Genomic DNA, 24,469 nt, shown 5'->3' with positions numbered 1-24,469 from the left:
GGTGCCGGCGGGCAGCGACCGCGCCGCGCTCGCCCATGCGCAGGCGATGCTGGCGCGCGCCGACGCCGGCGGACCGCGCGCGGCCGCGCTGCTGCTGCACAGCCAGCTCGCGCTCGGCAGCGGACCGCATCCGAGCCGCACCAGCCTCGCCGCCTTCGTCGCCAGCTATGCCGCGGCGCCCTTCCTCACCGCCGAGGGCTTCTGGCGCAGCGCCTATGCCGCGCGCTACTGGCGCGACCTGCCGCCCGCGACGCAGGAGGCGGCGGTCGCCGAGGCGGCGTGGCTCGGTACGCTCGACGGCCGCTTCGCCGACCGGCTCGCCGACATCATGGCCGGCTCGCCGATGGCGGTCCGCGTCGCGCTGCACATGCCCAAGCCGAAGCGGTAGCGGCGGATGAAGCCATACAGAAGACGAGGATGACGGTGCTGCGTGAGCGGCTGTGCGCGGAGACGCGCGAGGACATCGTCGTCTTCGCGATCGGCATGCGGATCAACCGCATCTGGAAGCCGTGGAAATGGCTGCCGGTGTTGTTCGAGATGCCGCCGATGCTCAAGGAGCAGGCGGCCGATCCGGCGATCGGGCTGCTGTCGACGCGCTTCATGTTCGGTGGCCGCAACATCGGCGTGCTCCAGCATTGGCGCAGCACCGAGGATCTGCATGCTTATGCCCATGGTGCCGGGCGGCTGCACATGGCGGCATGGCAAGAGTTCAACGCGCGGATCGGCACCAGCGGCGATGTCGGCATCTGGCACGAGACCTATGCGGTGCCCGCGACACGGATCGAGTCGATCTTCGTCAACATGCCCGCTTATGGCCTCGGCGTCGCCGGCCCCCTGTTCTCCGCCAAGGGCGACCGCGCCAGCGCGCGCAAGCGGTTACGGCGGGGGGCCGAACTCCCGTCCGGGGATAGGTGAAGGCGGAAATTTGCTCACGCGGAGGCGTGGAGGGGCCGCGCGGCAGCGCGCCCGCTTCCAACGGCTGTAGGGACCGGCGCGCCGCCTCACCAAAATCTCCGCGCCTCCGCGCCTCCGCGTGACCTCACCCCCCGCTCGATAGGCGCGGTCCGGCAGCGTCACCCACAACCCCTCTGCGTCCTTCGCGCTTCTGCGCGAACCTTTGCAACGTCGCCGAACAAACCACGTCCCGGCGCTAAGCCCCCCGCACGCCCCGCGCCCGCACCCGCCGCCGCACCCGCGGCGCTCCGTTCGCCAGCGCCGCGCCCCAGATCGCGCCGAGCAGCACCGCGAACAGCGCCGCCACCGCGGGCACGTTGAGCGCGATGTCGACCATCCCGCTGCCGGTGATCGCAATCAGCGCGCACAGCGGCGCCACCGTCCACCAGTCGCGCTGCGCCCGCACCACCTGCCAGCCGATCGCGGCGAGCGCGAGCAGCAGCAGCGCGAGGCCCGGCCAGCCGGTCTCGATCGCCTGCTGCACGGGCGCGTTATGCGCCGCGCCGAAGTTCCAGTAGAGCGGCGCGACCTCAGCGGTCAGCGTCTGCTGGTTGACGTCGTAGAAGCTGCCGAGGCCATGGCCCCATAATAGCTGCGCCTGCGCGATGCCGGTATAATGGTCGATCACCGCCCAGCGCGATCCGGCATCCTCGGGTAGATAGACGGATCGGTTGCCGACCGGGGTCGCCCAGGCGACGATGCCGAGCAGGGCGACCAGCACCAGCCCCGCCGCACCGACCAGCCGCAGCGGCGGTCGTCCGTCCTGCCAGCGTCGCCAGCGCCGCACCAGCAGCAGCACGCCGCCGACCAGCGCAAGCAGCACCGCGCTGCGGCTGCCGGTCAGCGCACACAGCACGAGCGCCACCGCGCTCCCCGCCAGCGCCGCGCCGCGCAGCGCCGGCGGCTCGGCGTCGGGGGCAAGCGCGAACCCGCCGGCGAGCAGCGCCAGCGCGGCGAAGACGATCCCCGCCGCATTGGGATTGCCGATCGTGCCGCTGTAGCGCGCGGCGCGGGCGCTGTCGTACAGCCAGTCGAGCGCATCCGCCGCCGCCCACAGCAGATAGACGAGCCCGGCGAGCGTCAGCACCCGCACCAGCCCGCGCGCCGAACCGTCGCGATAGGCGAGCAGGCCGGCGACGATCAGCAGCAGCGTCGTCGCCAGCGCCTTGGCGAGCGCGAGGGCGAAGCGGTCGGCAGCCGGATTGACCGGCATCGCCAGCGCGCGGGCGAGGCCGGCGGGAAGCAGCCCGGGCAGCGCCGCCCACAGCAGCGCCGCGGCGAGCAGCACGAACGGTCCGCGCGCGCGCGTCCAGAAGCGCGACTGCGCCGGCGCCAGTACGAAAACCGCGATCGCCAGCGCGGCATCGGCGCAGGCGGCGAGCGCGCTCGACACGCCCTGATTGGCGCCCCCAGCGAGCCATTGCGCGACGAGCAGAACGGCGAGCGCCGGCACCGCCCAGCCAAGCGTCTGCCGCGACCGCGCGCCGTGTCCGTGCGCCTGCAGCGCCGCCGCATGATCAGCCACCAGCCCCTCCTTCCGCCGCGCCTGCCGCGGTTCCCCCGACTTGCCTGTCCGCGGCTGCCAAGTCGAGGGAGCGAACATTCAGCTCGTGGGGAATAGCGGGAACGGCGATGCTACCCACTTCTACGTCAGGCGGGAGCTCGGAGCCTTTCGACTGCCTGCCTTTCGTACGCAGCTTACCCTTTGACAGAGACGGGCTCTATCAGATCCCAGCGGTTGCCATAGAGGTCTTCGAAGAAAGCCACGGCGCCGTAAGGCTCATGACGCGGGGTTTCGACAAATCGTACCCCCCGCTGCATGTAGGCAAGGTGGTCGCGGGCGAAGTCGTCCATTGCGAGGAACAGGAACACCCGGCCGCCGCTCTGATCCCCGATCGCCTGACGTTGCCTGTCACCGACAGTACGCGCCAGCAACAGCCCGCTCGCGTGGCGCGACCACGACCCATCGTTTTCCGTCCTGCAACCGGGTGTCCTCGCGCAGTGCAAAGGCCAGTTTCCCGACGAAGAACGACAATGCGATATCATAGTCGTTAACGAGGAGCGTGGTCAGGTTCAATCGCTGTGACATTCTGCTGGGCTGTCCCACTTCGGCCGGCGCGCCAACGCCCTTCAAGCAACACACCACGATCGGCATTCCCTAACGGGCACCGCTTGTACACATTGCGGGGATGAGCAGTTCAGCATCGATCGAAGGCGGATGCCTCTGCGGGGCTTGCCGTTACAGCACGGACGCCGAACCTCTTAACGTACGTATCTGTCATTGCAGTCGCTGTTAGAAGGCAACCGGTGCCGCCTTCTATGCGCGTGTCATGGTACCCTTGGCCGGGCTCGTCATCGCCGGTCCGGTCGGATGGTTGAGCGCCGAGAGCGGCATATATCACGGGTTCTGCACCGCATGTGGGACGACGTTGTTTTCCGAACGGCGGAGCGCCGGTACGATAGGCTTGTCTATGGGAAGCCTCGACCGGCCAGGCTCGTTCGAGCCGACCGAGCATATTTGGACCTCCAGTAAACAGGCGTGGCTCAATCTCGACGACGGCAAACCGCAATATCCTGAAGGACCGCCAGCTTAAGTAGCTTCGAGCCGGTAACGGCATTCCCCTCTCTGCGTCCGCCGCGCCTCGTCGCGCCCAGCATCCCCGACCGTCCCGTACGACGCCGCCCACCCGCCAATCGCCTCTGCCAGCTTGCAAATGTCCCGAAAACGCACGATGCGGTAGCAGATCGCCGGCGGCCTCTGCACGACAGCAGCGCAGCGATCGGCCATGGGTGCTCGCGCCGATTGCCGTCGAGGAGTGTCCGTGCCGCTTGCCCAATCCCAACGATCGACCTTGTGGGGCCTCGCGGCGCTGCTGATCGTGGTCGTGCTGGGCGTCGCGCTGTGGACGATGGACGACGACAACAGCTTCCTCGACGCCATCCCGTTCGCCCCCCACCATGCCACGACCGCCGCACCCGAGGGCGGCGCGACGCCGCTCGCCGAGGACGCGCTGCCGCTCGACAGCTTCGTGCCGAGCGCGGTGCTGCCACTGTCGCCGCAGGATGCGCTGGCGCGCAATCTCGCGCTGCCGCTCAGCCATGCGAGCAATCCGCTGGCGCCGTCGTTCGTCGCGGCGTGGCTCGGCGCTGATCTCGACCGGCAGACCGACTGCCTCGCCAAAGCGGTCTATTACGAGGCGAACGGCGAACCGCTCGCCGGCCAGCGCGCGGTCGCGCAGGTGGTGCTCAACCGGCTGCGCCATCCGCGCTACCCCAAGACGATCTGCGCGGTGGTCAACCAGGGGGCGGAGCGGCCGACCGGCTGCCAGTTCAGCTTCACCTGCGACGGCTCGCTCGCCCGCGCGCCCAATCCGGCGCGCTTCAAGCTGGCGCTCGCCGTCGCCGCCGCCGCGCTCAACGGCGCGATCTCGGCGGAGGCGGGGCAGGCGACGCATTACCATACGCTCTACGTCTTCCCGAAATGGGCGCCCGAATTGCTGAAGCTCGGCGTGCTCGGCCATCACGTCTTCTACCGCCTGCCGGGCCAGCCCTATGACTATAGCGGCTTCCGCGCCGCCGCCGGGGTGCCGTCCGATGCGGCGCTGGCGGCGCTGCCCGACGTGCCGCCCGCCGACGCCGACGCCGCCGCCGCCGCCGGCACGACGCCGGTGACGCCGACCGCGACGAGCGGCGCGACCGTCGGCGTCGGCATCGTGCCGCCGACCTATCCCGGGCCGACCGTCACCCCGGGCGATGCGGCGACCGCCGCCGCCGCCACCGCGACGCCGCCGTCGACGAGTCCGAGCCCGCGTGCGACCGCGACCGAGGCGCCGCGCACCTATTTCCCCGAGCGGCGCAGCCAGCGTCCCCATCTCGCGCTGCCGCAATAGCCGCGCCCGTGCCACAGGACCTCCGATGACCCCTGAGACCCCGTCCGCGCCGCGCCCGCGCAAGGTGGCGATCGTCCATTACTGGCTGGTGACGATGCGCGGCGGGGAACGCGTGCTCGAGCGGATCTGCGACCTCTATCCCGACGCCGACATCTTCACCCATGTCGTCGACGAGGGCGCGCTGTCGCAGACGCTCAAGCGCCACCGGATCTTCAGCACCTTCATAGCCAAGCTGCCGCTGGCGAAGACGCAATATCAGAAATACCTGCCGCTGATGCCCGCCGCGCTCGAGGCGCTCGACCTCAGCGCCTATGATCTCGTCATCAGCTGCGAGGCGGGGCCGGCCAAGGGCGTCATCACCCGCCCCGATGCGGTCCACGTCACCTATTGCCATTCGCCGATGCGCTACATCTGGGACCAGTATCATGCCTATCGCAAGGCGAGCGGCAAGCTCGCCGGCCTCTACCTGCGGCTCGTCGCGCCGCGCATGCGCGCCTGGGACCGGATGAGCGCGTCGCGTCCCGACGTGATCATGGCCAACAGCCAGTTCGTCCGCCGCCGCATCGGCAAATTCTGGGGCCGCGAGGCGAGCGTCGTCTATCCGCCGGTCGACGTCGACATCTTCCAGCGCAGCGATGCGGTCAGCGACGAATGCGTCTGGATCAGCCAGCTCGTCCCGTACAAGCGGCCCGACATCGCGGTCGAGGCGTTCACCCGCAGCGGCCGCAAGCTGCACGTCATCGGCGACGGGCCGATGCTCGAGACGCTCAAGGCCAAGGCCGGCCCCAACGTCCGCTTCACGACGCGGATGCGCTTCGACGAGCTGCGCGCCGCTTATGCGCAGGCGCGCGCGCTGATCTTCACCGCCGAGGAGGATTTCGGCATCATCCCGGTCGAATCGCAGGCGGCGGGTCGCCCGGTGGTGGTGTTCGGCCGCGGCGGGGGCACCGAGACGGTGATCGACGGTGAGACCGGCATCCACTTCCACGAACAGACCGCGGACTCGCTGATCGCGGCGATGGACCGGTTCGACGCCTGGTTGCCCGGCTTCGATCCCGAGGCGGCGATCGCCAATGCCAGCCGCTTCGCCCGCGCCAATTTCCTGCGCGACTTCGCCGCCGAAGTCGCCCGCGCCGAACGGCTGGTCGCCGCCGACAGCGTGCTGGCGTCGGCGGAGGCGGGGGCGTCGACCGACACGGCGTTCGCAGCCGACCAGCCACAGACGTGGTAAGCCGACGCGCGGCGTTCATTCAGACCTGCTGGACGAGCCTCTCGATCGTATCCGGCTCCGCGCTGATCAGCCCGAGCAGCACGCGCGCCGGCGCATCGGGCTGAGTGCGGCGCTGCTCCCAATCGCGCAGCGTACCGATCGGCAGGCGATAGGCGCGGGCGAATTGATCCTGCGTCTTGCCCGTCTGCTTGCGGATTGCCGCCACGTCGAGCTCCGGCGAGGGCGTCGCCACCCTGCCCCGGCTGTCATCGCCATTGGCATAAGCGATGGCATCGGCGATCCCCGCCATCATCCCGTCAAATGCGCGCTTTGCCATGTCGGACTCCCAGACTGTCGGTGAGCAGCTTGACGGCGGTGCTGAACGTCTGCTGCTCGGCTTTGGTAAGATTGGATTTCATGTTCTTCGCAAAGACGATCAGCAGGAACACCGGAACGTCCGCTCCGGCGTAATAGCTGATCACGCGATAGCCGCCGGATTTGCCGCCACCCGGTCGCGCGACGCGTAGCTTCCGCGCGCCCCCGCATCCCGGCATGATATCGCCTCGCCAGCCTCCGGGTTGATGGCAATCAGGTCGACCACCGCCTGACGCTCGACATCCCCCATGCCGGCCTCTTTCGCCACAGCCAGATAAGCTGGGGTTTCGATCACCGTGTGCACGCTGCTCTTGTACGGATTATCCGTACCGCGTTCAAGTCGCGGATGCGGTTCCGCATGAGGCATGGGACGGCGCAATGCCGGTGCCGTCAGGTCGGCCAGCGGCCCGATGTCGCTACAAGGGTCGCATGGCACGGTTCGACGGCAAGCGCATCCTGGTCACCGGTGGCACGCGCGGGATCGGGCTCGCCGGGGCGCAGCGCATCGTCGCGGAAGGCGGCGCGGTCGTCGTCACCGGGCGCGATGCGGCGCGGGTCGCGACGGTGGAAGCGCGGCTCGGCACCGGCGCGCAAGGCTTGGTCAACGATGCCGCCGATCCGGACGCGGCCGCGGCGCTCGCCGCTGCCGTGTCGCCGCTCGGCGGGCTCGACGGTCTGTGGCTCAACGCCGCGGTGGCGGTGCTGGCGCCACCCGAGGCGGTCGATGCCGAAAGCTTTGATGCGATGATGGCGGTCAACGTGCGCGGGCCGATGCTACAGCTCGCCCGGCTGTCGGCGCAGCTCAAGCCGGGCGCGGCGGTGGTGGTGACCGCCTCCTCGTCGGCCTATGAGGGCGCGGCGGCCACCGGCCTCTATGCGGCGAGCAAGAGCGCGCTGATCGGCGCGGCGCGATCCTGGGCGACGGCGCTGGCGCCGCGCGGCATCCGCGTCAACGTGCTGGTGCCGGGGCTGATCGACACCGATTTCCGCGTCGTCCTGCCCGAGGCGGCGCGGCGCGGGTTCGAACAGTTCGTCATCGATCAGGTGCCGCTCGGCCGCGCCGGCACCGCCGACGAGGCGGCGGCCGTGGCGCTGTTCCTGCTCTCCGACGACGCCTCCTACGTCACCGGCAGCCAATATACGGTCGACGGCGGGCTGCTCCACCGGTGAGGCGCGCGGTTCAGCTCAGTGCGAGATACAGGCCCGCGGCGACCGCCCAGCCCGCGGCTGCGGCGACGGTGGCGATGACCAGCTTGGTGCGGCCCGAATAGGGTTCGATGAACGGTTCGGGGACGTGGTCGAGCAGCGAGCCGGCACCGGTCGGGAAGGCGATCGGCGTGACCGGCCCCGCGGACAGCGCGCGGCCGAGCATCTCCGGTGTGATCGGCGTGACGAATTCGCAACCGTAGACGTCGCTGTCTTGCCGCGTCACCCGCGCCTGATGGACGCCGATACCGGCGAAGCCGATCGACGCCTCGCTGCCGACGGTCAGCGCCGGGCCGCCCGACAGGCGGAAGCCGGTCAGCGACAGATCGTCGATCATCACGTCGTGCGGGCGCGTCACCTGGTCGCGCAGCGTCGCATTGAGCCCGACCGTGAAACGTTCCGAGCCGCGGTCGTCGCCGATGATCTGAGCAGGTATCGCCATAATCACACCCTAAACCTTCCCCTATAGTCCTAGCCGGCAAAAGGTAAAGACAAGGTGAACGATGTTTGCCGATACGATTGGGCTGTTTATTATGGTTAGCCGATCATTACTAGAGAAATAGACTGCGGCGCAGCGATCCACGGCACGATGTGGACGGATCAGGGCCGCCGTGGTTGCACCGCAGCGAGACACATGCCGCGGTGCAGCACCGCCGCAAGCCTGATGACAGACCATGAAGGAACGGCTAATCAAAGCGATGAGCCGCCGCGGTGCAGCTTGCGGAGCGGGATCGCGTGGGTCCCGCACCGGCGTGGCATCGGAGCACAGACTATTGGCGTTCGTTGCGGCCGTGCGCCCCGTTTCCGGTCCCCGTCCCGGCCGCTGCGCCCCGGCGTCGGCGTGTTGACGTGACCGCGCTCACCGTCCCCACCCCTGCGCCCGCTGCGGCGGCCGCATCGCACCGCACCGCGCTCGCCTCGATCCTTGCGGTCGGCGGGCGGCTGCTGTCGCGGCTGATCGATCTCGTCGCGCTGATCGTGCTCGCGCGGCTGCTCCAGCCCGCCGACTTCGGGCTGATCAGCATCGCGATGAGCCTGATCTTCATCGTCGAGGCGGTGATGGAACTGCCGGTGTCGCAGGTGCTGCTGGTCGAGCGCGACATCACCCGGTCGATGATGGACACCGCCTTTACGCTCAGCGTGTTGCGCGGCGTCGTGCTCGCCGTGCTGATCGGCGCGGCGGCCTGGCCGTTCGCGATCGTCTACGGCGACATGCGGCTGCTGCCGCTGATCCTCGCGCTGGCGCTCGCGCCGGCGTTCCGCGGCATCAACAATCCCAGGCTCGCGCTGTACAATCGCGATCTCGACTTCCGCCGCACCGTCGCCACCGAATTGCTCGGCAAGCTCGTCTCGATCGGCGTGTCGATCGGCGTCGCGCTGGCGACCGGCAGCTATTGGGCGCTCGCGCTCGGCACGATCGCCTCGCCGGTGACCGCGTCGCTGATGTCGTTCGTGCTCGCCCCCTATCGCCCGACCCTGTCGCTCAAGGACTGGCGGCTGTTCCGCAACTTCCTCAGCTGGCTGAGCGGCGCGCAGCTCTTCTCGGCCTTCGCCTGGCAGATGGACCGGCTGGTGCTCGGCCGGCTCGCGCCGACCGCCTCGGTCGGCCGCTTCACGATGGCGGACAGCCTCGCCTCGATCCCCGGTCAGGTGCTACTCACCCCGATCCTCGGGCCGCTGTCGGCGGGGCTGGTCGCGGTGCGCGACGATCCGGCGCGGCTGCGCCAGGCCTATCTCAAGACCTTCGCCGCGGTCGCGCTGCTCGGTTTCCCGATCCTCGCCGGCACCGCGCTGCTCGCGCATCCGGTGGTCAGCCTCGCGCTCGGCGCGAAATGGGACATGGTCGCGCCGATCCTGCAATGGCTCGCGCTCGCCGGCATTCCCGGGCTGCTGTGGACGCCGCTCAACGCGCTGGCGCTGGCGCTGCGCCGCTCGACGCTGATCTTCAACCGCCAGCTCACCGACTTCCTCGTCAAGGTGCCGCTGGTCATCGCCGGCGCGTGGTTCTTCCTCATCCCCGGTATCGCCGCCGCACGCGCGGCGGCCGCGCTGGTGCTCGCCGGCATGGCGGTGAAGGCGGCGCGCGACGCGATTGACCTGCCGGTCTGGGCGCAGCTCAAGGCGATCACGCGGCCGGTGATCGGCTGTCTGGTGATGGGCGCTTTGGTCTATCCGGCGACGCAATTGCTGCCCGCCGATCTCGCCAAGCCGTGGCTGGTCGCCGCGCTCGCCGGCTTCGCCGCCCTGGGCGCGCTCGGCTACGGCATGACGGTGCTGCTGCTCTGGCAGCTCGCCGGCCGGCCGCAGGGCGGCGAGGCGATGGTGCTCGGCATCGCCACCAAGATGCTGCGCCGCGGCCGGGGCGGCAGCGTCGCACCCGCCGCGCCGGCACCGACGCGCGCGCAGGAGGCGGCGCATGCCGATGCCCGCGACCAGATCTTCGCGCTCGCCAACGCCTCGGCGCGCAACGGCGCCGAGCCCGCGGCGTCGAGCGTCTATCGCATCCTCGATATCCTGATGCAGGCCAATCTCGTCCAGCCGACCGACAATCGCGCGATAGAAGGCGAGCAATATCAGCCGCGGATCAATTTGGTCTGTAGCCGCTGCGGACAATCGACCCCGGTCCGCGGCCATGCCGCGGCGAATATCATCAGCGTTGCCGCGGGCGTCGCAGGGTTCCGCATGACCAGCAAGTCGATTGACGTCGCCGGACATTGCGAGCGCTGCCCGTTACCGTCGCGACAAGTCGCACGACCCTACCCCCGGCAACCCTGATCCAGCAACGCCGCGACGCGGTACTGACGTTTATCTATCGCAGATGTCATTTAACGGGTCCTTGGCCGCTGAAAATTTCAACCGTGTCCTGATAATGACGCCGCCGCCAGATCGTCATGCTGGTTTTGATCGCGCCGGATTAGGAAGAAGACGCGGCAGATCTGGCGTCGAGATGTCGTTTACTAAATATTTACTGTGACTAGATCTAGCGAGTATTGCTATTTGCCCAAAATGCGGCCAATGTTTTCCCATTGTTGAACACGGCAGGGAAGCGATTGGGCGTTGCATATCGCAGCGCATAATTGTTAGATGCCGGCACACGTTCACGAAGGAGCCTGTGTTAAATCGTGAGCATGTCGGTTCCTACCATTGTCACCATTGCGGCGCTGATCGGCTTGTTATCGGTCGTGGTCTTCCTCAAGCGGCGGTCGCGGCGACGCAGACGGCGCGCCTATCGCAATTACTATAAAGAGTAAGCGTCGCTTCCGCTAAGCGCATAATAGGAAGATGTTTTTCGCGCAAAGCCGTGCTGCGAAGCTCCTTTCGCCGCCTGGCATTGACGGGAGTTCCCGCCGCTGGCGCAATCCCCCGCGTCAATCCATCAGTGACCCTGCGGATCACGCGACCGATCCGCATCCCTCTTTGCGTCCTCTGCGCGCACGATCTGATGATCGCCCCGGCAGGATCACGTGAAGGCGCGGAGCAGGTGCGACGGGGCAAATCCTGTCCTGTTTGCCAGGAGATGCAGGATCGGTGGCGTGCTGGCGTCGGCGCGGAAGAGCGACTAGAGTGAAGATCGCCGGCGTCGCCGGTGATTGTGCGATCGATCGAGACGTCGTTACGCACCGCCGCCGGCCGTTGTCGTACGGAGGCCCGCCATCGCTTCGATATCCAGCGCCATCTTGCCGGTCGCGCTGCGGCTGATCGCCTTCATCGCGGTGGTGCTGATCCACGCGGTCGCCGACAGCGCTACCGATGCCGCCACGGCGGCCGACGCCATCGCGGTACTGGCGCGCTTCGCGGTGCCATTCTTGTTCGTCGCCTTCGGCTATTTCCTGTCGTCGCGCGCACCGGCGCGCACTGCGCTGCGTCTGCTCGTCCGCCTGGCGCCGCCCTTCTTCGTCTGGGCGCTGGTCTATATCCTCTATTTCAAGGGCTCGCTCGCCGAGCTGCGGTCGCCGGCGATGCTGGTGCGGCTGCTGGTCACCGGGCTCGACGGCCAGCATCTCTGGTTCCTGCCCGCACTCGGCATCGCCGGCGTGCTGTTCGCGCTGGTGAAGAGCCGCCTCGGCTGGGGCGCGGTGCTTGCGCTGACGCTGCTGTTCTACGCGCTGGCGCTCGCCTTCGGGCCGTATCGTGGCCTGTTCGACCTGTCGCGACCGCCGTTCAACACGCGCAACGGAACGTTCTTCGGATTGCTGTTCGTGGCTGGCGGAGCGTGGATCCGCGAAGATGACATCCGGCCGCGGACCGCCCCGGCGCTGGCGCTGTTCGCGCTCGCCACCATTCTCCAGCTCGGCGAGGTCGCCGCGCTCCATGCGCAGGGGACGATCCCCTTCCCGCGCTTCACCGACGACACGCTGATGACCATTCCTTATGGCATCGCCGCCTTTCTCGTCGCGCTGGCGCTGCCGCCGACACTGCGGCTGCCGCCGCTGCTCGCGCAGCTCGCGCGGCTCAGCCACGGCCTCTACGTCGTCCATCTGCTGTTCCTCGACCTTGCCGTGCGGCTGATCGGGCGGGAGACGCTCGCCGCCTGTCTGGTCGATGCGCTGCTTGCGGTGATCGCATCGGCGCTGTGCGTGCTGGCGCTCGATCGGCTGCCGTTCACGCAGCGGCTGATCCGCTAGCCGGCATCGGTCGCGCCGCCGGCTCGGACCGTCGCGTATCCGCTGCGCCGCACCATAAAAGGTTGTGCAATATCAGGACGGATGCCACCAAGCGGCATGACCGAGAAGGAAGCCGCACGCCGGGTGGACGAGGCCATCGCCCATCTTCGCGATTTCGCCGGCTCGATCCGCGGCAGTGATGTCGTCGATCGGAACAGCCAGCTGACCGGCGACGATCTTCGTATCGTTCTCGGCGTCTTCGACGACGTGATCGATAAGGATTACGGCCTGATCAAACGGTCGACCGGCCAAGCGGACTAGTCCAGACCTGTCGCGGTCGCGGCTATCCAAAAAATTACCAGTGGAGAGGACCAGCCGGTATCCGGTGGCGTGGCAGTCATCTAGCGTTCAACATTGATGTATTGCAATATGTTTGAACAGCAATACTGTCACGGCAGCCTTATTTTGGTCGGATAATTGGCTCATTCTATCGGATGAGTAGTTGATATCGCTGGCCAATATACCCTGCCCCGCCTAACCTCGGCCATGCTGGCGGCGCCCCCGGGCGCCTCGCTTGCAATCACGTGGGGGTAATGAATGAGCGACCGCCGAGCCGTCGGCGACCGCCTCGCCCGCGACGCCGCCGGGCGCTTGCGGTAACTCTGGTTCACGCGGAGGCGCGGAGGGGGTGCGCCTGCAGCGCCGGCGGCCCTTCCTCACGCCAAGGATAGGACCGGGCCACGCCCGCCCCGGACGATGTCGCTCCGCGCCTCCGCGCCTCCGCATGAACCCAAAAATCCATCCGACCGTGACGGAAGGTTCGTCCCGAACCGGCACCACCTCATACCAAGTGTATTTCTTCTGTCTTCATAACACTCTAGACGCCGGTGTACGGTATGTGGCCGCTCGCATAAGCAATGGGACCTCTCGATGACGATCAAGCGCGTACGCAAAGCAGTGTTTCCGGTGGCGGGCCTCGGCACGCGCTTCCTGCCCGCGACCAAATCGATGCCCAAGGAGATGCTGACCGTCGTCGACAAGCCGCTGATCCAGTATGCGGTCGAGGAAGCGCTGGAAGCGGGGATCGAGCAAATCATCTTCGTCACCGGTCGCGGCAAGGGCGCGCTCGAGGATCATTTCGACATCTCCTACGAGCTCGAGGCGACGATGCGCGCGCGCGGCAAGTCGCTCGCCGTGATCGAGGGCATACGCCAGAAGCCCGGCTCGCCGGTCTACGTCCGCCAGCAGGAGCCGCTCGGCCTCGGCCATGCCGTCTGGTGCGCGCGCGAGATCGTCGGCGACGAGCCGTTCGCGGTGCTGCTCCCCGACGAGCTGATGGTCGGCAAGCCCGGCTTCATCGCGCAGATGGTCGAGGCCTATAACCAGGTCGGCGGCAATATCGTCGGCGCGCTCGAGGTGCCCGACAGCGAGACCGACAAATACGGCATCATCTCGCCGGGCGCGGTCGACGGCCGCCTCACCGAGGTCAAGGCGCTGGTCGAAAAGCCCAAGGCGGGCAGCGCACCGTCCAACCTGATGATCCCCGGCCGCTACATCCTCCAGCCCGAGGTGATGCGTATCCTCGAAAGCCAGGAGAAGGGCGCGGGTGGCGAGATCCAGCTGACCGACGCGATGGCGCAGCTGATCGGCCAGCAACCGTTCCACGGCTTCACCTTCGACGGCGAACGCTACGATTGCGGCGACAAGGCCGGCTACATCCAGGCCAACCTCGCCCTCGCCCTCGCCCGCGCCGACATCGGGCCGGCGGTGCGCAGCTTCGCCGAAGGCCTGCTGCGCTGAGCTGACGACAGGCCGATATGTCGTGATGTCGACGTGTCGGCCTGTCCTCTAGAAAGCGTTGCGGTGCAGGATGACGCGCACCGTCAGAAAGATGATCTTGATGTCGCGCCAGATCGACCAGTTTTCGAGATATTCGAGATCGGCGAGCAGGCGGTTCTTGAGGTCGTCCTCAACTAAGGTCGCACCACGATAACCGCGGATTTGCGCCAGGCCAGTCAGTCCCGGCTTGGTCGCATGCCGGCCCCAATAGCGCTGATCGACCTCCCAGAACAATTTGTCTGCGGCACGTGAGCCGAGCGCATGCGGGCGCGGGCCGACGATGCTCATGTCGCCCTTGAACACGTTGAGCAGCTGCGGCAGCTCGTCGATACTGGTGCGGCGGATGAAGCGTCCGACCGCGGTGACCCGGTCATCGTCACGCGAGGTCGAGCGATGCCCTGCCCCGTCAAGCTCCCGCACGTACATCGAGCGGAATTTGTACATGCGGAACATCTGGTTTCCGCGGCCGATCCGCACCTGCTTGAACAACACCGGCCCGGGGCTGTTGAACCGCACGGCAAGCGCAGTGAGGATCATCACCGGGGTCAGGCACACTAGTGCGACAGCGGCTATGCCAAGATCGAACGTCCGCTTGATGCAGCGGTCCATCAGGTTGAGCGGCCCGGTCGCGACGATAATCGTCGGCACGTCGCGGTTGAGGCCGAGACCTAGCGGCGCCAGTTCGAGCAATTCGGGGACGACAATCTCGCTCTGCACATTGGCACCGCGGAGGGCCTGTGCCCAAGCCATGCGACGTTCGGGCGCACAGGTCACCACCACCCGGTCGGCGCTGGCAATCAGCGTCGCAAGACGATCGTAGGAATGCGGATCGTGTTCATCGGGGTCGAAATAAGACTCCGCCGCCATCACCATCGAGAAATTCCCGGGCGGGATCGCCGCGCCGCGATCGCAGAGCAGGATCGAGCTGAACGGATTGCCGCCGACGATTTGATCGAGATGACGGACGGTAAAATAGCGGCCGACGCCAAGGAAGGTCGTGGCGAGCGCCGAGCCGAAACCGATCGTCAGGCGCGAAAAGGTGGTGCCCGATTTGAGGTAGAAGACGGCGAGCAGCACACAGCCGGCCGCCAGCACCAGCGCCTGCAAGCCACGACGTATCGCACGGAACGGATCCTGCAGATTTGCGGTGTCATAGGCGTCTAGGTTGGAAGCGATCAGCGCATAGAGTGGGATCACCACCAAGGCGAAGACGAGCCAACCGGTGTCGAGATCCAAGGCGTAACGCGGGATTGCCGCGACCATGAAGCCGACGAAGATTGCGATCGCGTCGATGCACAACAGATACAGCTTGGCCCGCAATTGCAGCACGGTGCTGCGTGGCCGCCAGTGGACACCGGCGGTATGGAAGTCCGTCATTTGATGATCAGACAAGGTGTCGCGCTCTACGACCTGCGCATCCCCATCGTCCAACATGCCAACGCATACCCTAACTGACCAATCCGGCGCGGTTCACTTGGCATCCGTGATACCCATCTTGGTGCAATAGCTCAATCGGCGGCTGCACAGCCTGAATGTAAAGTCCTGGGCTGAATTGGAGGTGCGGAGTAAGTCAGTTTTGCCGCCGATCCCCTGCCCGCCGCTCGCCGATAGCCGGCGACGGCGTCTCGGCGACCGCGGTCAGGATCGCGCGGCCGTACGCCGTCTTGGCGAGTGCCAGACCCTGTGTCGTCGCCGCTTCGGCGGTGATGAAGCCTTGCAGGAAGGCTATTTCTTCGAGGCAGGCGATCTGGATGCCCTGGCGATGCTGGATGGTGCGGACGAACTCCGCCGCTTCGAGCAGGCTGTCGTGCGTACCGGTGTCGAGCCAGGCGAAGCCACGGCCCATCGGCTCGACGTGCAGCGTTCCTGCCGCCAGATAGTGCTGCGCGAGATCGGTGATCTCAAGCTCACCACGCGGCGAAGGGACGAGGCTGGCGGCATGGTCGCAGACCGTCGCGTCGAACACGTAGAGGCCGGTGATCGCATGGTTGGAGCGCGGCCGTTCTGGCTTCTCCTCGATCGACACCGCCCGACCGGTCTCGTCGAAGGCGATCACGCCATAACGTTCGGGGTCGTCGACGCGATAGGAGAAGATCGTCGCGCCCCCTGCCTCCGCCTCGGCCCGCGCGACGGCGCGGCGCAGCATCGGGCCGAGACCATTGCCGAAGAAGATATTGTCGCCGAGGATCAGCGTCACCGGCTCGCCGCCGATCCAGTCGCGGCCGATGGTGAACGCCTGCGGCAGGCCGTCGGGGCGCGGCTGTTCGGCATAGTCGATGCGCAGCCCCAGCCGCGCACCGTCGCCGAACAGCCCGCGATAGTGCGGCAGATGCTCGGGACTGGAGATCACCAGCACGTCGCGGATCCCGGCCAGCATCAGCGCCGACAGCGGGTAATAGATCATCGGCTTGTCATAGACCGGCAGCAGCTGCTTGTTGACCGCCAGCGTCGCCGGATGCAGCCGCGTGCCGGTGCCGCCGGCGAGGATGATGCCCTTCATGCCGCCGCCTCCCGCACCGGGGCAAGCCCACGGCGAACACCTGCCGCGGCGACCAGCGGCTGCCACCATGACTCGTTGTCGAGATACCAGCGAATCGTCTTCTCGATGCCGGTCTCGAACGTCTCCTGCGGACGCCAGCCGAGCTCGTCGTTGATCCGGCTGGCGTCGATCGCATAGCGTTTGTCGTGGCCGGGCCGGTCGGCGACCGAGGTGATCTGTTCGGCATAGGAGCGGCCGTCGGTACGCGGGCGCAGCCGGTCGAGGATCGCGCAGAGCGTGTGCACCACCTCGATGTTCTGCTTCTCGTTATGGCCGCCGACATTGTAGGTGCGGCCGACCGCGCCGCGCTCGAACACCGCCTGCAGCGCGCGGACGTGATCCTCGACATAGAGCCAGTCGCGCACCTGGTCGCCCTTGCCGTAGACCGGCAGCGGTTCGCCGGCGAGCGCCTTGGCGATCATCAGCGGGATCAGCTTCTCGGGGAAGTGGTAGGGGCCGTAATTGTTCGAGCAATTGGTGATTAGCACCGGCAGGCCGTAGGTATGGCCCCACGCCTGGACGAGATGGTCCGACCCCGCCTTCGACGCCGAATAGGGCGAGCGCGGATCATAGGGCGTCTCTTCGGTGAACAGGCCGGTGTCCCCGAGGCTGCCATAGACCTCGTCGGTCGAGATATGGTGGAAGCGGAACGCCGCACGCGCCGCCTCGTCGAGCGTCTGCCAATAGGCACGCGTCTCGGCGAGCATCGTATAGGTGCCGACGACATTGGTCTGCACGAAGGCACCGGGGCCGTCGATCGAGCGGTCGACATGGCTTTCCGCGGCGAGATGCGTGACGATCTCGGGCCTGAACTCGGCGATCGCGGCACGGACGGCTTGCGGGTCGCAGATGTCGCCTTGGACGAAGCGATAGCGTGGATGGTCCGCGACGGCGTCCAGCGCGACCGGCGTCGCGGCATAGGTGAGCGCGTCGAGGTTGAGCACCATATGACCGGTGTTGCGGATCAGGTGGCGGACGAGCGCCGAGCCGATGAACCCGGCCCCGCCGGTGACGAGAATGCGCATGCCGCACTTATAGCAGCCATTGGTTAACAGGCGTATCTGCCGATCGACATGTCGTAATGTCGACATGTCGATCGGGTGCTAGCTCTTGAATTGTTGATGATGGGCTATCGACCAATCCGAAACACGCCGTCGCCCATCGACTGTGACTTCGGCAGCATCCGCTGCTACACAAGCTGTGCCTGCCGTGCCGCTCACGGCTGGACGGCGAAGCGCACCGGCCCGGCGGGACGAACAGCCGTGCGGGGGGCGAGCCGGCGCGGACGACGAGCTGGTTGAGCGGCACCGCGTCGGCCGGCGCGGAGGCGGCGAAGATCTGGATGAGCCGATGTCCCGCCGCCGGCAGCAGCGTTGCCGGCACCGCCAGCGGCTGGCCGCCAAGATCGGACAGCCAGACGGGGCGGCCGAACCGATAGCTTCGCCGCGGGTGAACCACCTGCAGGTCGACCGCCCCGGCATATGGGTCGAGCACCAGCGGGGCATCGCGCCGGAATAGGATGCCGTCGCGATCCTGCACGCGCGCGGCGGCCGCATCATAAGACGCGCGCGTCGCGACGCTCTCCTCGGTCAGCGTGGTCTGGTCGATCGTCAGCGGAGCAATCCCGGTCATCCGCTTCAGCCGCGCGGCCATCCATTCAGCGCGTTTGCCGTCGCCCTCGTCGAGCGGCGCCTCGGCGACATGGCTGTGCCCGACATAGACGAGCAGCTTGGCCGCCGGCATGCGGCAACGCAGGGCGGCGAGATTGTCCGCCTCGGCCTGTTCACGCGCCGCGATCCCCGCGGCGCGCGACGGCTGCCCTTTGGGACGTTGCAGGCTGGTCTGCTCATAGCCGGCCGGCTGGTAGCCGATGGCGAGCGCATTGCGCAGGAAGGCGGCATAGACCGGATCGCGCGTATAGGAACCGGTGCCGATGCGGGCGAAGCCATCGCGGGCGAGCTGCGCGACCGCGGTCGGCTTGCCGTCGCGCGCCGGCTCGTTGCTGAACGTCTCCGCGGCGAGCACCGTATAACCGAGCTGCCGCAACGCCTGCGCCACCCGCCACGCGAAGGCGCGGTCGCGCGGGCTGCTGTGCGCTTCGTTGAGGATGACGATGCTGGTCGCGCGGACGCGGCGGACGATCTCGGCAATTGCGTCGCGTCCGACCGACTCGCCGATCGCCGCGTCCCAGCCGGCCTCGCCGGCGCCATGCGGCTGCGCGGTGGCGAGCGTGGCGAGATCAAGCTCGTTGGTGACGGTGGTGCTGACCTGTTTCCACATCTGATAGGCGAGGTCGTCGCGGACCTTGCCCTTCGCGTCGAACGCCGCCGCGGCGAGCATGTCGGTCACTTGCAGATAGCCGCCTTTGTCATAGGCGGTCATCGCGGCGTCGACCTGATTTTCAGCTGGCTGCGCCGGGGGCGTCTGTGCCGCAAGCAGCGTGGCGAGCAGGATGGTACCCCGGATCACGATCGCCATGGCATGCCCCTCTCTCGCCGGCAGGATGGAGTGTTGTGCGGTCTGGGTCCAGCGGCGACATGCGTGCTCTCCGCTGCGGTATAGAGCCGCCTCATCCCGGCCCATGAATATGTCGAGATGACGGACCGTCGATAGGTCGACACGTCGTCAGCTCTACACCTCGACCTCGACACCCAGAGATCGTCGCAGATGCGCTCTGGTCCCCGCCTCGAAGGCGGTCGGCCAAGCGATGTCCTAGCGTGCGGCAGGAAGGCGGATGCGACGGCGCGATAGGCCTCGATCAGCGACGCCTCGCTCAGATCGGCCTGTGGGAGCCGTTCGAGCAGCGCAAGCTGATCAGGCGGCAACCGGCGGCTCCAGGCGAGCATGCCGCCCGTGTCGGCGCGCTCGACCGCCTCGGAGAGGAGCTGGAACAGCGCCATGCGCTGCATCTCGAGACCGGCGCGGGCGGCGAGATACCCCCGTCGGCCGAGCACGACGGGCAGCAGCCCCAGCACGCGCAGGAATTCATCGATGAGGAAGGCGATGCGCGCGCGATCCGGCCCCGGCCAGTCGCGATGCGCGGCGAGGCGATCGTAGAGGCCGGCATGGTCGATCAGGCAGCGCGTGCCGTCCTGGGTCTGCCGGAGAGCGCCGGCATGGTCGGTGAGCAGCAGGTCGATCCGCTCCCACCCCTGCCCGATCCCATTGTGCACCGCGCCGCCGCTGCGCGCCTCGTACCAGAGGACGATTGGCACGAGGGCGTCGACCTGCACGCGCCAGTGTTGCGCGAACCGGCCTGATGCTCCGGCGCGACGACGGCGATGAGGTCGACGTTGCTATAAGCATCCGCCTCGCCCCGTCCGAAGCTGCCGCCGAGCCACAGCGCGTCGAGATGCGGCGCATCGCGCATCGCGCGGGTGGTGGCGGCGATGAACGGCTCTTGCCACATGATGCATTCCTCCTGCCCTGCCATCATAGCGGCAACGCCGGCGCTGCAGGAGGACATCGCTTTTCGACATGTCGGTGTGTCGACATGTCGGATTGTGATATCCTATCCTACGGGTCGATGTGTCGACACGTCGTCATATCGACCTGCTGGGGTATGGGGTGCGTGACGATAGCGCAGGGCGGAGAAACACTGGCGCAGAGGACGCAGAGAGGCCCACGGGAGCATGGTCCGGCCCCCTTGCGCCCCGCCGTCGCGGGATCGCCATGCGGCGCAGCCTCTTTCCGGATCGTGAAGACACTTGCCGCTTCCTCAAGTGAAACCTCTCCGCGCCTCCGCGTGAACCGAAACCCGGCCGCTTCGCGGATCGCCGGACGATGGATCACGCGAAGACGCGAAGAAAAGGAGGTTCACGCGGAGGCACGGAGAGGGACGCGCTAGAGGGAACGCCATACCCTCCAGTGACGGCTGGGAAGGAGCAATGCACTAGCGCGCAGCCACTTCGCGTCGTTGCGTCTTCGGGTGATCCTCAAGCGGCGTCACTTGCGACCCGGCCGCTCGGGATGCCGCGCCACTCCCGACAAATGCATCGTATCGAGCCATAGACTTGTCGACACCAAGACACCTCGATAGCTCGCCCAACGGAATCTCGGACGCCGAAGGTGGCTCTCGCGGAATCGTCATGCGGCGCAGCCGCTTTCCCGATCGCGGGGACACGCGCCGCTTCCCTAAATACACCTCCTCTGCGCCTCCGCATGAACCAAATCCCGGCCGGTTCGCGGACGGACGGCCGGAGGATCGATCACGCGAAGACGCGAAGAGGAGGAAGTTCACGCGGAGGCGCGGAGGCGCGGAGAGTAGCGCGCGGGCGGGAACGCCCGCCCTACAGCGGCGGCTGGGAAGGAGGGATGCGCTGGCGCAGGCCCTTCGCGTCTTCGCGTGACCCACAAGCGGCGTTGGTCGCGCTCCGGCCGCTCAGGGCGCCACGCTGTTCCTACACGGGGCATCACATCGAATGATTGATCTGTCGACACTACGACACGTTGACAGGTCGCGCCACGAGGCCCCGGTCGTGCGGCTGGTCTGCCCATAGATCAAGCGTCAGCTCTCACCGTCTCGTAGGGGCAGCCCCCTCCCCCCACAGACGCTCTGCGCTCTCTGCGCCTCTGCGCGACCCGAACCGGCGGCCGCCATCACCCGCGCGGAACGGCACGCGCAACACGGTCCCAATCGTCAGGTCAGATGATCGACCTGTCGACACCCCGACACGTCAACATTCCACAACGTTGACCGCCAGCCCGCCGAGGCTCGTCTCCTTATACTGCGAGCGCATGTCCTCGCCGGTCTGGCGCATCGTTTCGATCACCGCGTCGAGGCTGACGACGTGGCTGCCGTCACCGCGCAGCGCGAGATAAGCGGCGTTGATCGCCTTGACCGCGCCCATCGTGTTGCGTTCGATGCACGGGATCTGGACGAGCCCGCCGATCGGGTCGCAGGTCAGGCCGAGATTGTGCTCCATGCCGATCTCGGCGGCATTCTCGATCTGGCGGTTGCTGCCGCCGAGCACCGCGGCGAGGCCACCCGCCGCCATCGAGCAGGCGACGCCGACCTCGCCCTGGCAGCCCATCTCCGCCGCCGAGATCGACGCGCGCTTCTTGTAGAGCATGCCGATCGCCGCCGCGGTGAGCAGGAAGGTGCGGGCGCCCTCCCCGCGCGTCGCCTGATCGCAGTCGCGCGCCACCAATGTCTCGTAGAAGCGCAGCACCGCGGGCAGCACGCCCGCCGCGCCATTGGTCGGCGCGGTGACGACGCGGCCGCCGGCGGCATTCTCCTCGTTGACCGCGAGTGCCCACAGGCTGACCCATTCGAACACCTCGGCGGGGTTGCTGCCGGGGACGCAGCCGCTCAACCCCTGCGCGATCGCCTGCGCGCGCCGGCGCACCTTGAGCCCGCCGGGCAACATGCCCTGCTGCGCGATGCCGCGGTCGATGCAGGCGTGCATCGCGGCGCGCACCGCGTCGAGGAAGGCGTCGGTCTCCGCCGGAGCGCGCCACGCCTCCTCGTTGGCGCGGACGAGGTCGGCGATGCCGAGCCCCGTCGCGTCGCCGAGCGCGAGCAGGTCGGCGCCCGAGCCGAACGGGTGGCGCACCACGACATTGCCCGCTGCGAGCCGCTCGCCGCGGCGCAGGATCGCCCCGCCGCCGATCGAGAAATAGGTCTCGGCGAGCGTGCCGTCGGCGCGTTCGGCGGTGAAGGTCAGGGCGTTGGGATGTTCGGGCAGGAACTCGCGCGGATGGAAGACGATGCCGCCGGGCGCGAAGGCGATCTCGGCGCCGCCGGCGAGCGGCAGCCGGCGTCGCATCTCGATATCGGCGAGGATCGCCGGCGCGGCATCGGGATCGAGCCGCTCGGGCTGCCAGCCGGCGAGGCCGAGGATCACCGCCGTATCGGTGGCATGGCCGCGCCCGGTCAGCGCGAGGCTGCCGTAGAGGTCGCAGCGGACCGTGGTGACGCCCTGTCCGACGACCCGCTGGGCGAAGTCGAAGGCGGCGCGCATCGGCCCGACGGTATGCGAGCTCGACGGGCCGATGCCGATGGTGAACAGCTCGGCGACGCTGATCGGCCGGTCGAGGCCGCGATCGAGCGGCGTCCGGGGCAGGGGCTGGGGCAGGTCGGTCGGCACGGGCATCCTCCGCCGGCATCGCCGGCCTGCCCCATCTGTCCCTTGCGCCTGAGATCGTTATCCCGTCGGCGGACGCAGCTGCGCCTCTCTCCAGATCTTTCGCGTCGCTACGGTCCTTTGGCCTGAGAGTTTCCGGGGCGGTTGCTCCTTCGGCGCCGGGGCAGGCCCGGTCTCTCCCGTATCGACCGCGCCGCTATCCGCCGGGTCGGGGCGCCGGGTCAAGCCGGCATCGCGTCCGGGTCGAGGTGACGACATGTCGACGTGACGACACGTCGCGCTCGAAGGGGCGGTGGCGACATGTTGAACTGTCGACATGTCGCAAGCGTCCGCCGGGAAGCGGGCCGGGAGCAGTCGCGGCAGGGGAGGGCGCGCCATTTCCTACTCGAAAGCACGAATGGACGCAGGCCGGGACGCATTTTCCCTAAGGATTCCAGTGCGGGGTGCCAAAAGTTCGTGCTTTCGAGTAGGAAATGCCCATGGCCCGTTCCACCACGCCCGCCCGCCCCGCGTCCGGCTCCGCCGCCGTGCCGCACCGTGACCTGTTCACGCTCGACAGCCCGCTGCACGGCGAGATCCGCGGCGAACGTTCGCTGATGGCCTTCCCGTTCTTCGCGCTCAGCAAGAATGCGTGGATGAAACCGCTGACCTACGACCATGCCACCGTGTCGATCGAGGTGCGTCCATCGGCGAGCGGCGTCGCGACGATCTACGACAAGGAGATCGTCCTCTACATCGCCAGCCTGATGGCGGCGAAGCTCGAGGCGGGCGAGCATGTCGAGCAGGATTTCATCTTCACCGCGCACGACCTGTTCTCGGTGACCGGCTCCAATCATAGCGCGCGGTCGTACAACCGGCTGTCCGAGGCGCTCGAGCGACTGCAGGGTACGCAGATCAAGACCAATATCGAAGCCGGCGGGGAAGGAGAGGAGGGCTTCTTCTCTTGGCTGTCCGAAGCAAAGCTCCATTATTCGCGTACCAAAAGCGGCGAACGGCGGCTGAAAGCGGTCAAGGTACGGCTGTGCGACTGGCTGTTCCGGGCGATCCTGCTCGATCGTCACGTGCTCGACTATGCCGCCGCCTATTTCCAGCTGGGGCCGATCGAGCGGCGCATCTACGAAGTGGCGCGCTCGACGTGTGAGGAGGAGCTCGATCTCGATCTCGCCACCTTCCGCCTGCAGATCGGCTATCAGAACCCGCTGTCGAACTTCAAGGCGGCGCTCAAGCAGATCGTCGCGACCGACGGCATCCCTGATTATCACCTCGAACTGGTCGAGGGCGACGTGGGCGCAGCGGCGGAGGAGGGCGCGCCGCGTCGCGGCCGTCGCGCGCCGCAGAGCCGGGTGGTGATCACCCCGCGTCCACAGCCCGGCCAAGCGGTGCTGAGCTCGACTCGGGCCATGCTGGAATCGGCCGAGTCGGGCGAATCACCCGATGCCGAACCCGCCGCAACCGATTCGCCGGCCGCGGCCAACTGATTCGGGCACGCCGCCGAATTGTTACTCGAAAGCACGAATGGGTCGCGGATTTTCTACTCAAAAGCACGAACTCAGCCGCGGCATTGTTACTCGAAAGCACGAATCGACAGCACATTTCTACTCGAAAGCACGAACTTTTTTTGGGTTAAATACTCGAAAGCACGAATCGTAGCCGCTTCCAGTATTGGATTAATGCTGCAACAAAGGGGCGCGGCCAGCGTCGGCCGTGCAGTTTGTTGAGTGGAATGGCCGTGACCCCATAAAGGAAAGCCCGGCACGAGGCCGGGC

21 protein-coding genes, 2 pseudogenes and 1 riboswitch are annotated in these 24,469 nt (G+C 67.5%); of the genes and pseudogenes, 11 read left to right on the top strand and 12 right to left on the bottom strand.

Features of this window, described 5'->3' with window-relative positions; translation table 11 throughout:
• Window positions 1-388, top strand: a 388-nt coding sequence (locus PBN85_RS18960) for a hypothetical protein (protein ID WP_443026795.1), incomplete at its 5' end; no start/stop codon positions are given.
• A gap of 29 nt (window positions 389-417) precedes the next feature.
• Entirely contained in the window at window positions 418-915 is a 498-nt protein-coding gene (locus PBN85_RS18955) for a DUF4188 domain-containing protein (protein ID WP_271301185.1), read from the top strand.
• A gap of 235 nt (window positions 916-1,150) precedes the next feature.
• On the opposite strand, the gene PBN85_RS18950 is transcribed toward PBN85_RS18955, so the two are convergent.
• On the bottom strand, window positions 1,151-2,479 hold the full coding sequence (locus tag PBN85_RS18950) for an O-antigen ligase family protein (protein WP_271301184.1): 1,329 nt from the start codon (window positions 2,477-2,479) through the stop codon (window positions 1,151-1,153).
• A gap of 173 nt (window positions 2,480-2,652) precedes the next feature.
• Window positions 2,653-3,043, bottom strand: a pseudogene (locus PBN85_RS18945) (VOC family protein).
• Between the two features lie 100 nt (window positions 3,044-3,143).
• Between PBN85_RS18945 and PBN85_RS18940 the strand changes: the two are divergent.
• The 3 genes and pseudogenes from PBN85_RS18940 to PBN85_RS18930 all read left to right on the top strand — a co-directional run bounded on the left by PBN85_RS18940 (window position 3,144) and on the right by PBN85_RS18930 (window position 6,075).
• Window positions 3,144-3,548 (top strand): annotated as a pseudogene (locus PBN85_RS18940) (GFA family protein).
• Between the two features lie 228 nt (window positions 3,549-3,776).
• Window positions 3,777-4,844 carry a cell wall hydrolase gene (locus PBN85_RS18935; RefSeq protein WP_271301183.1) on the top strand — a complete coding sequence of 356 codons (1,068 nt, stop codon included), beginning with the start codon at window positions 3,777-3,779 and terminating at the stop codon, window positions 4,842-4,844.
• 25 nt (window positions 4,845-4,869) lie between these two features.
• Entirely contained in the window at window positions 4,870-6,075 is a 1,206-nt protein-coding gene (locus tag PBN85_RS18930) for a glycosyltransferase (RefSeq protein WP_051583292.1), read from the top strand.
• A gap of 19 nt (window positions 6,076-6,094) precedes the next feature.
• Here the strand turns inward: PBN85_RS18930 and PBN85_RS18925 are convergent, their stop codons facing one another.
• Genes PBN85_RS18925 through PBN85_RS18915 form a run of 3 tightly spaced genes read right to left on the bottom strand, consistent with a single transcriptional unit; the run spans window position 6,095 to window position 6,733 of the window.
• On the bottom strand, window positions 6,095-6,391 hold the full coding sequence (locus PBN85_RS18925) for a helix-turn-helix domain-containing protein (RefSeq protein ID WP_152542144.1): 297 nt from the start codon (window positions 6,389-6,391) through the stop codon (window positions 6,095-6,097).
• Window positions 6,372-6,536 carry a hypothetical protein gene (locus PBN85_RS18920; protein WP_271301182.1) on the bottom strand — a complete coding sequence of 55 codons (165 nt, stop codon included), beginning with the start codon at window positions 6,534-6,536 and terminating at the stop codon, window positions 6,372-6,374. The genes PBN85_RS18925 and PBN85_RS18920 overlap by 20 nt, the downstream gene beginning before the upstream one ends.
• Entirely contained in the window at window positions 6,533-6,733 is a 201-nt protein-coding gene (locus PBN85_RS18915) for a hypothetical protein (protein WP_271301181.1), read from the bottom strand. The genes PBN85_RS18920 and PBN85_RS18915 overlap by 4 nt, the downstream gene beginning before the upstream one ends.
• A gap of 125 nt (window positions 6,734-6,858) precedes the next feature.
• On the opposite strand from PBN85_RS18915, the gene PBN85_RS18910 reads away from it, so the two are divergent.
• Window positions 6,859-7,599 (top strand): SDR family oxidoreductase, encoded by a 741-nt coding sequence (locus PBN85_RS18910; protein WP_271301180.1) that lies wholly within the window; start codon window positions 6,859-6,861, stop codon window positions 7,597-7,599.
• Window positions 7,600-7,609: 10 nt separating this feature from the next.
• Here the strand turns inward: PBN85_RS18910 and PBN85_RS18905 are convergent, their stop codons facing one another.
• The gene (locus PBN85_RS18905) at window positions 7,610-8,077 is read right to left on the bottom strand and encodes a PilZ domain-containing protein (RefSeq protein WP_271301179.1); all 468 of its coding nucleotides are present in this window, start codon (window positions 8,075-8,077) and stop codon (window positions 7,610-7,612) included.
• Between the two features lie 407 nt (window positions 8,078-8,484).
• On the opposite strand from PBN85_RS18905, the gene PBN85_RS18900 reads away from it, so the two are divergent.
• From PBN85_RS18900 to galU, 4 genes are all read left to right on the top strand, one after another.
• Window positions 8,485-10,410, top strand: coding sequence for an oligosaccharide flippase family protein (locus PBN85_RS18900; protein ID WP_271301178.1), 1,926 nt, complete (start codon window positions 8,485-8,487; stop codon window positions 10,408-10,410).
• A gap of 902 nt (window positions 10,411-11,312) precedes the next feature.
• Window positions 11,313-12,260, top strand: coding sequence for an acyltransferase family protein (locus tag PBN85_RS18895; protein ID WP_271301177.1), 948 nt, complete (start codon window positions 11,313-11,315; stop codon window positions 12,258-12,260).
• Between the two features lie 96 nt (window positions 12,261-12,356).
• Complete coding sequence (locus PBN85_RS18890; RefSeq protein WP_271301176.1) at window positions 12,357-12,560, top strand: hypothetical protein; 204 nt, start codon at window positions 12,357-12,359, stop codon at window positions 12,558-12,560.
• Between the two features lie 609 nt (window positions 12,561-13,169).
• Window positions 13,170-14,039, top strand: coding sequence for a UTP--glucose-1-phosphate uridylyltransferase GalU (gene galU / locus PBN85_RS18885; protein WP_271301175.1), 870 nt, complete (start codon window positions 13,170-13,172; stop codon window positions 14,037-14,039).
• Window positions 14,040-14,087: 48 nt separating this feature from the next.
• Here galU and PBN85_RS18880 read toward each other — a convergent pair whose 3' ends face one another.
• The 6 genes from PBN85_RS18880 to PBN85_RS18855 all read right to left on the bottom strand — a co-directional run bounded on the left by PBN85_RS18880 (window position 14,088) and on the right by PBN85_RS18855 (window position 22,712).
• Window positions 14,088-15,509: an exopolysaccharide biosynthesis polyprenyl glycosylphosphotransferase gene (locus PBN85_RS18880; RefSeq protein ID WP_271301174.1), complete on the bottom strand. Its 1,422-nt coding sequence runs from the start codon at window positions 15,507-15,509 to the stop codon at window positions 14,088-14,090.
• A 139-nt stretch (window positions 15,510-15,648) separates the two neighbouring features.
• Window positions 15,649-16,578: a glucose-1-phosphate thymidylyltransferase RfbA gene (rfbA, locus tag PBN85_RS18875; RefSeq protein ID WP_271301173.1), complete on the bottom strand. Its 930-nt coding sequence runs from the start codon at window positions 16,576-16,578 to the stop codon at window positions 15,649-15,651.
• Window positions 16,575-17,642 (bottom strand): dTDP-glucose 4,6-dehydratase, encoded by a 1,068-nt coding sequence (gene rfbB / locus PBN85_RS18870; RefSeq protein ID WP_271301172.1) that lies wholly within the window; start codon window positions 17,640-17,642, stop codon window positions 16,575-16,577. Before rfbB ends, rfbA begins: the two co-directional genes overlap by 4 nt.
• A 7-nt stretch (window positions 17,643-17,649) precedes the next feature.
• On the bottom strand, window positions 17,650-19,095 hold the full coding sequence (locus PBN85_RS18865) for a hypothetical protein (RefSeq protein WP_271301171.1): 1,446 nt from the start codon (window positions 19,093-19,095) through the stop codon (window positions 17,650-17,652).
• A complete protein-coding gene (locus tag PBN85_RS18860; protein WP_271301170.1) occupies window positions 19,083-19,850 on the bottom strand; it encodes a hypothetical protein in 768 nt (255 codons plus the stop codon). The genes PBN85_RS18865 and PBN85_RS18860 overlap by 13 nt, the downstream gene beginning before the upstream one ends.
• Before the next feature lie 1,443 nt (window positions 19,851-21,293).
• Window positions 21,294-22,712 (bottom strand): L-serine ammonia-lyase, encoded by a 1,419-nt coding sequence (locus PBN85_RS18855; RefSeq protein WP_271301169.1) that lies wholly within the window; start codon window positions 22,710-22,712, stop codon window positions 21,294-21,296.
• Window positions 22,713-22,806: 94 nt separating this feature from the next.
• Window positions 22,807-22,895, bottom strand: a riboswitch (glycine riboswitch).
• 287 nt (window positions 22,896-23,182) lie between these two features.
• Between PBN85_RS18855 and PBN85_RS18850 the strand changes: the two genes are divergently transcribed.
• A complete protein-coding gene (locus PBN85_RS18850) occupies window positions 23,183-24,181 on the top strand; it encodes a replication initiator protein A (RefSeq protein ID WP_271301168.1) in 999 nt (332 codons plus the stop codon).
• Window positions 24,182-24,469: the final 288 nt, after the last annotated feature.

Source organism: Sphingomonas sp. CV7422, from assembly GCF_027945725.1.
In the GTDB taxonomy this organism is placed as follows: Bacteria; Pseudomonadota; Alphaproteobacteria; order Sphingomonadales; family Sphingomonadaceae; genus Sphingomonas; species Sphingomonas kyungheensis.
This window is presented reverse-complemented; position numbering and strand designations above follow the sequence as displayed.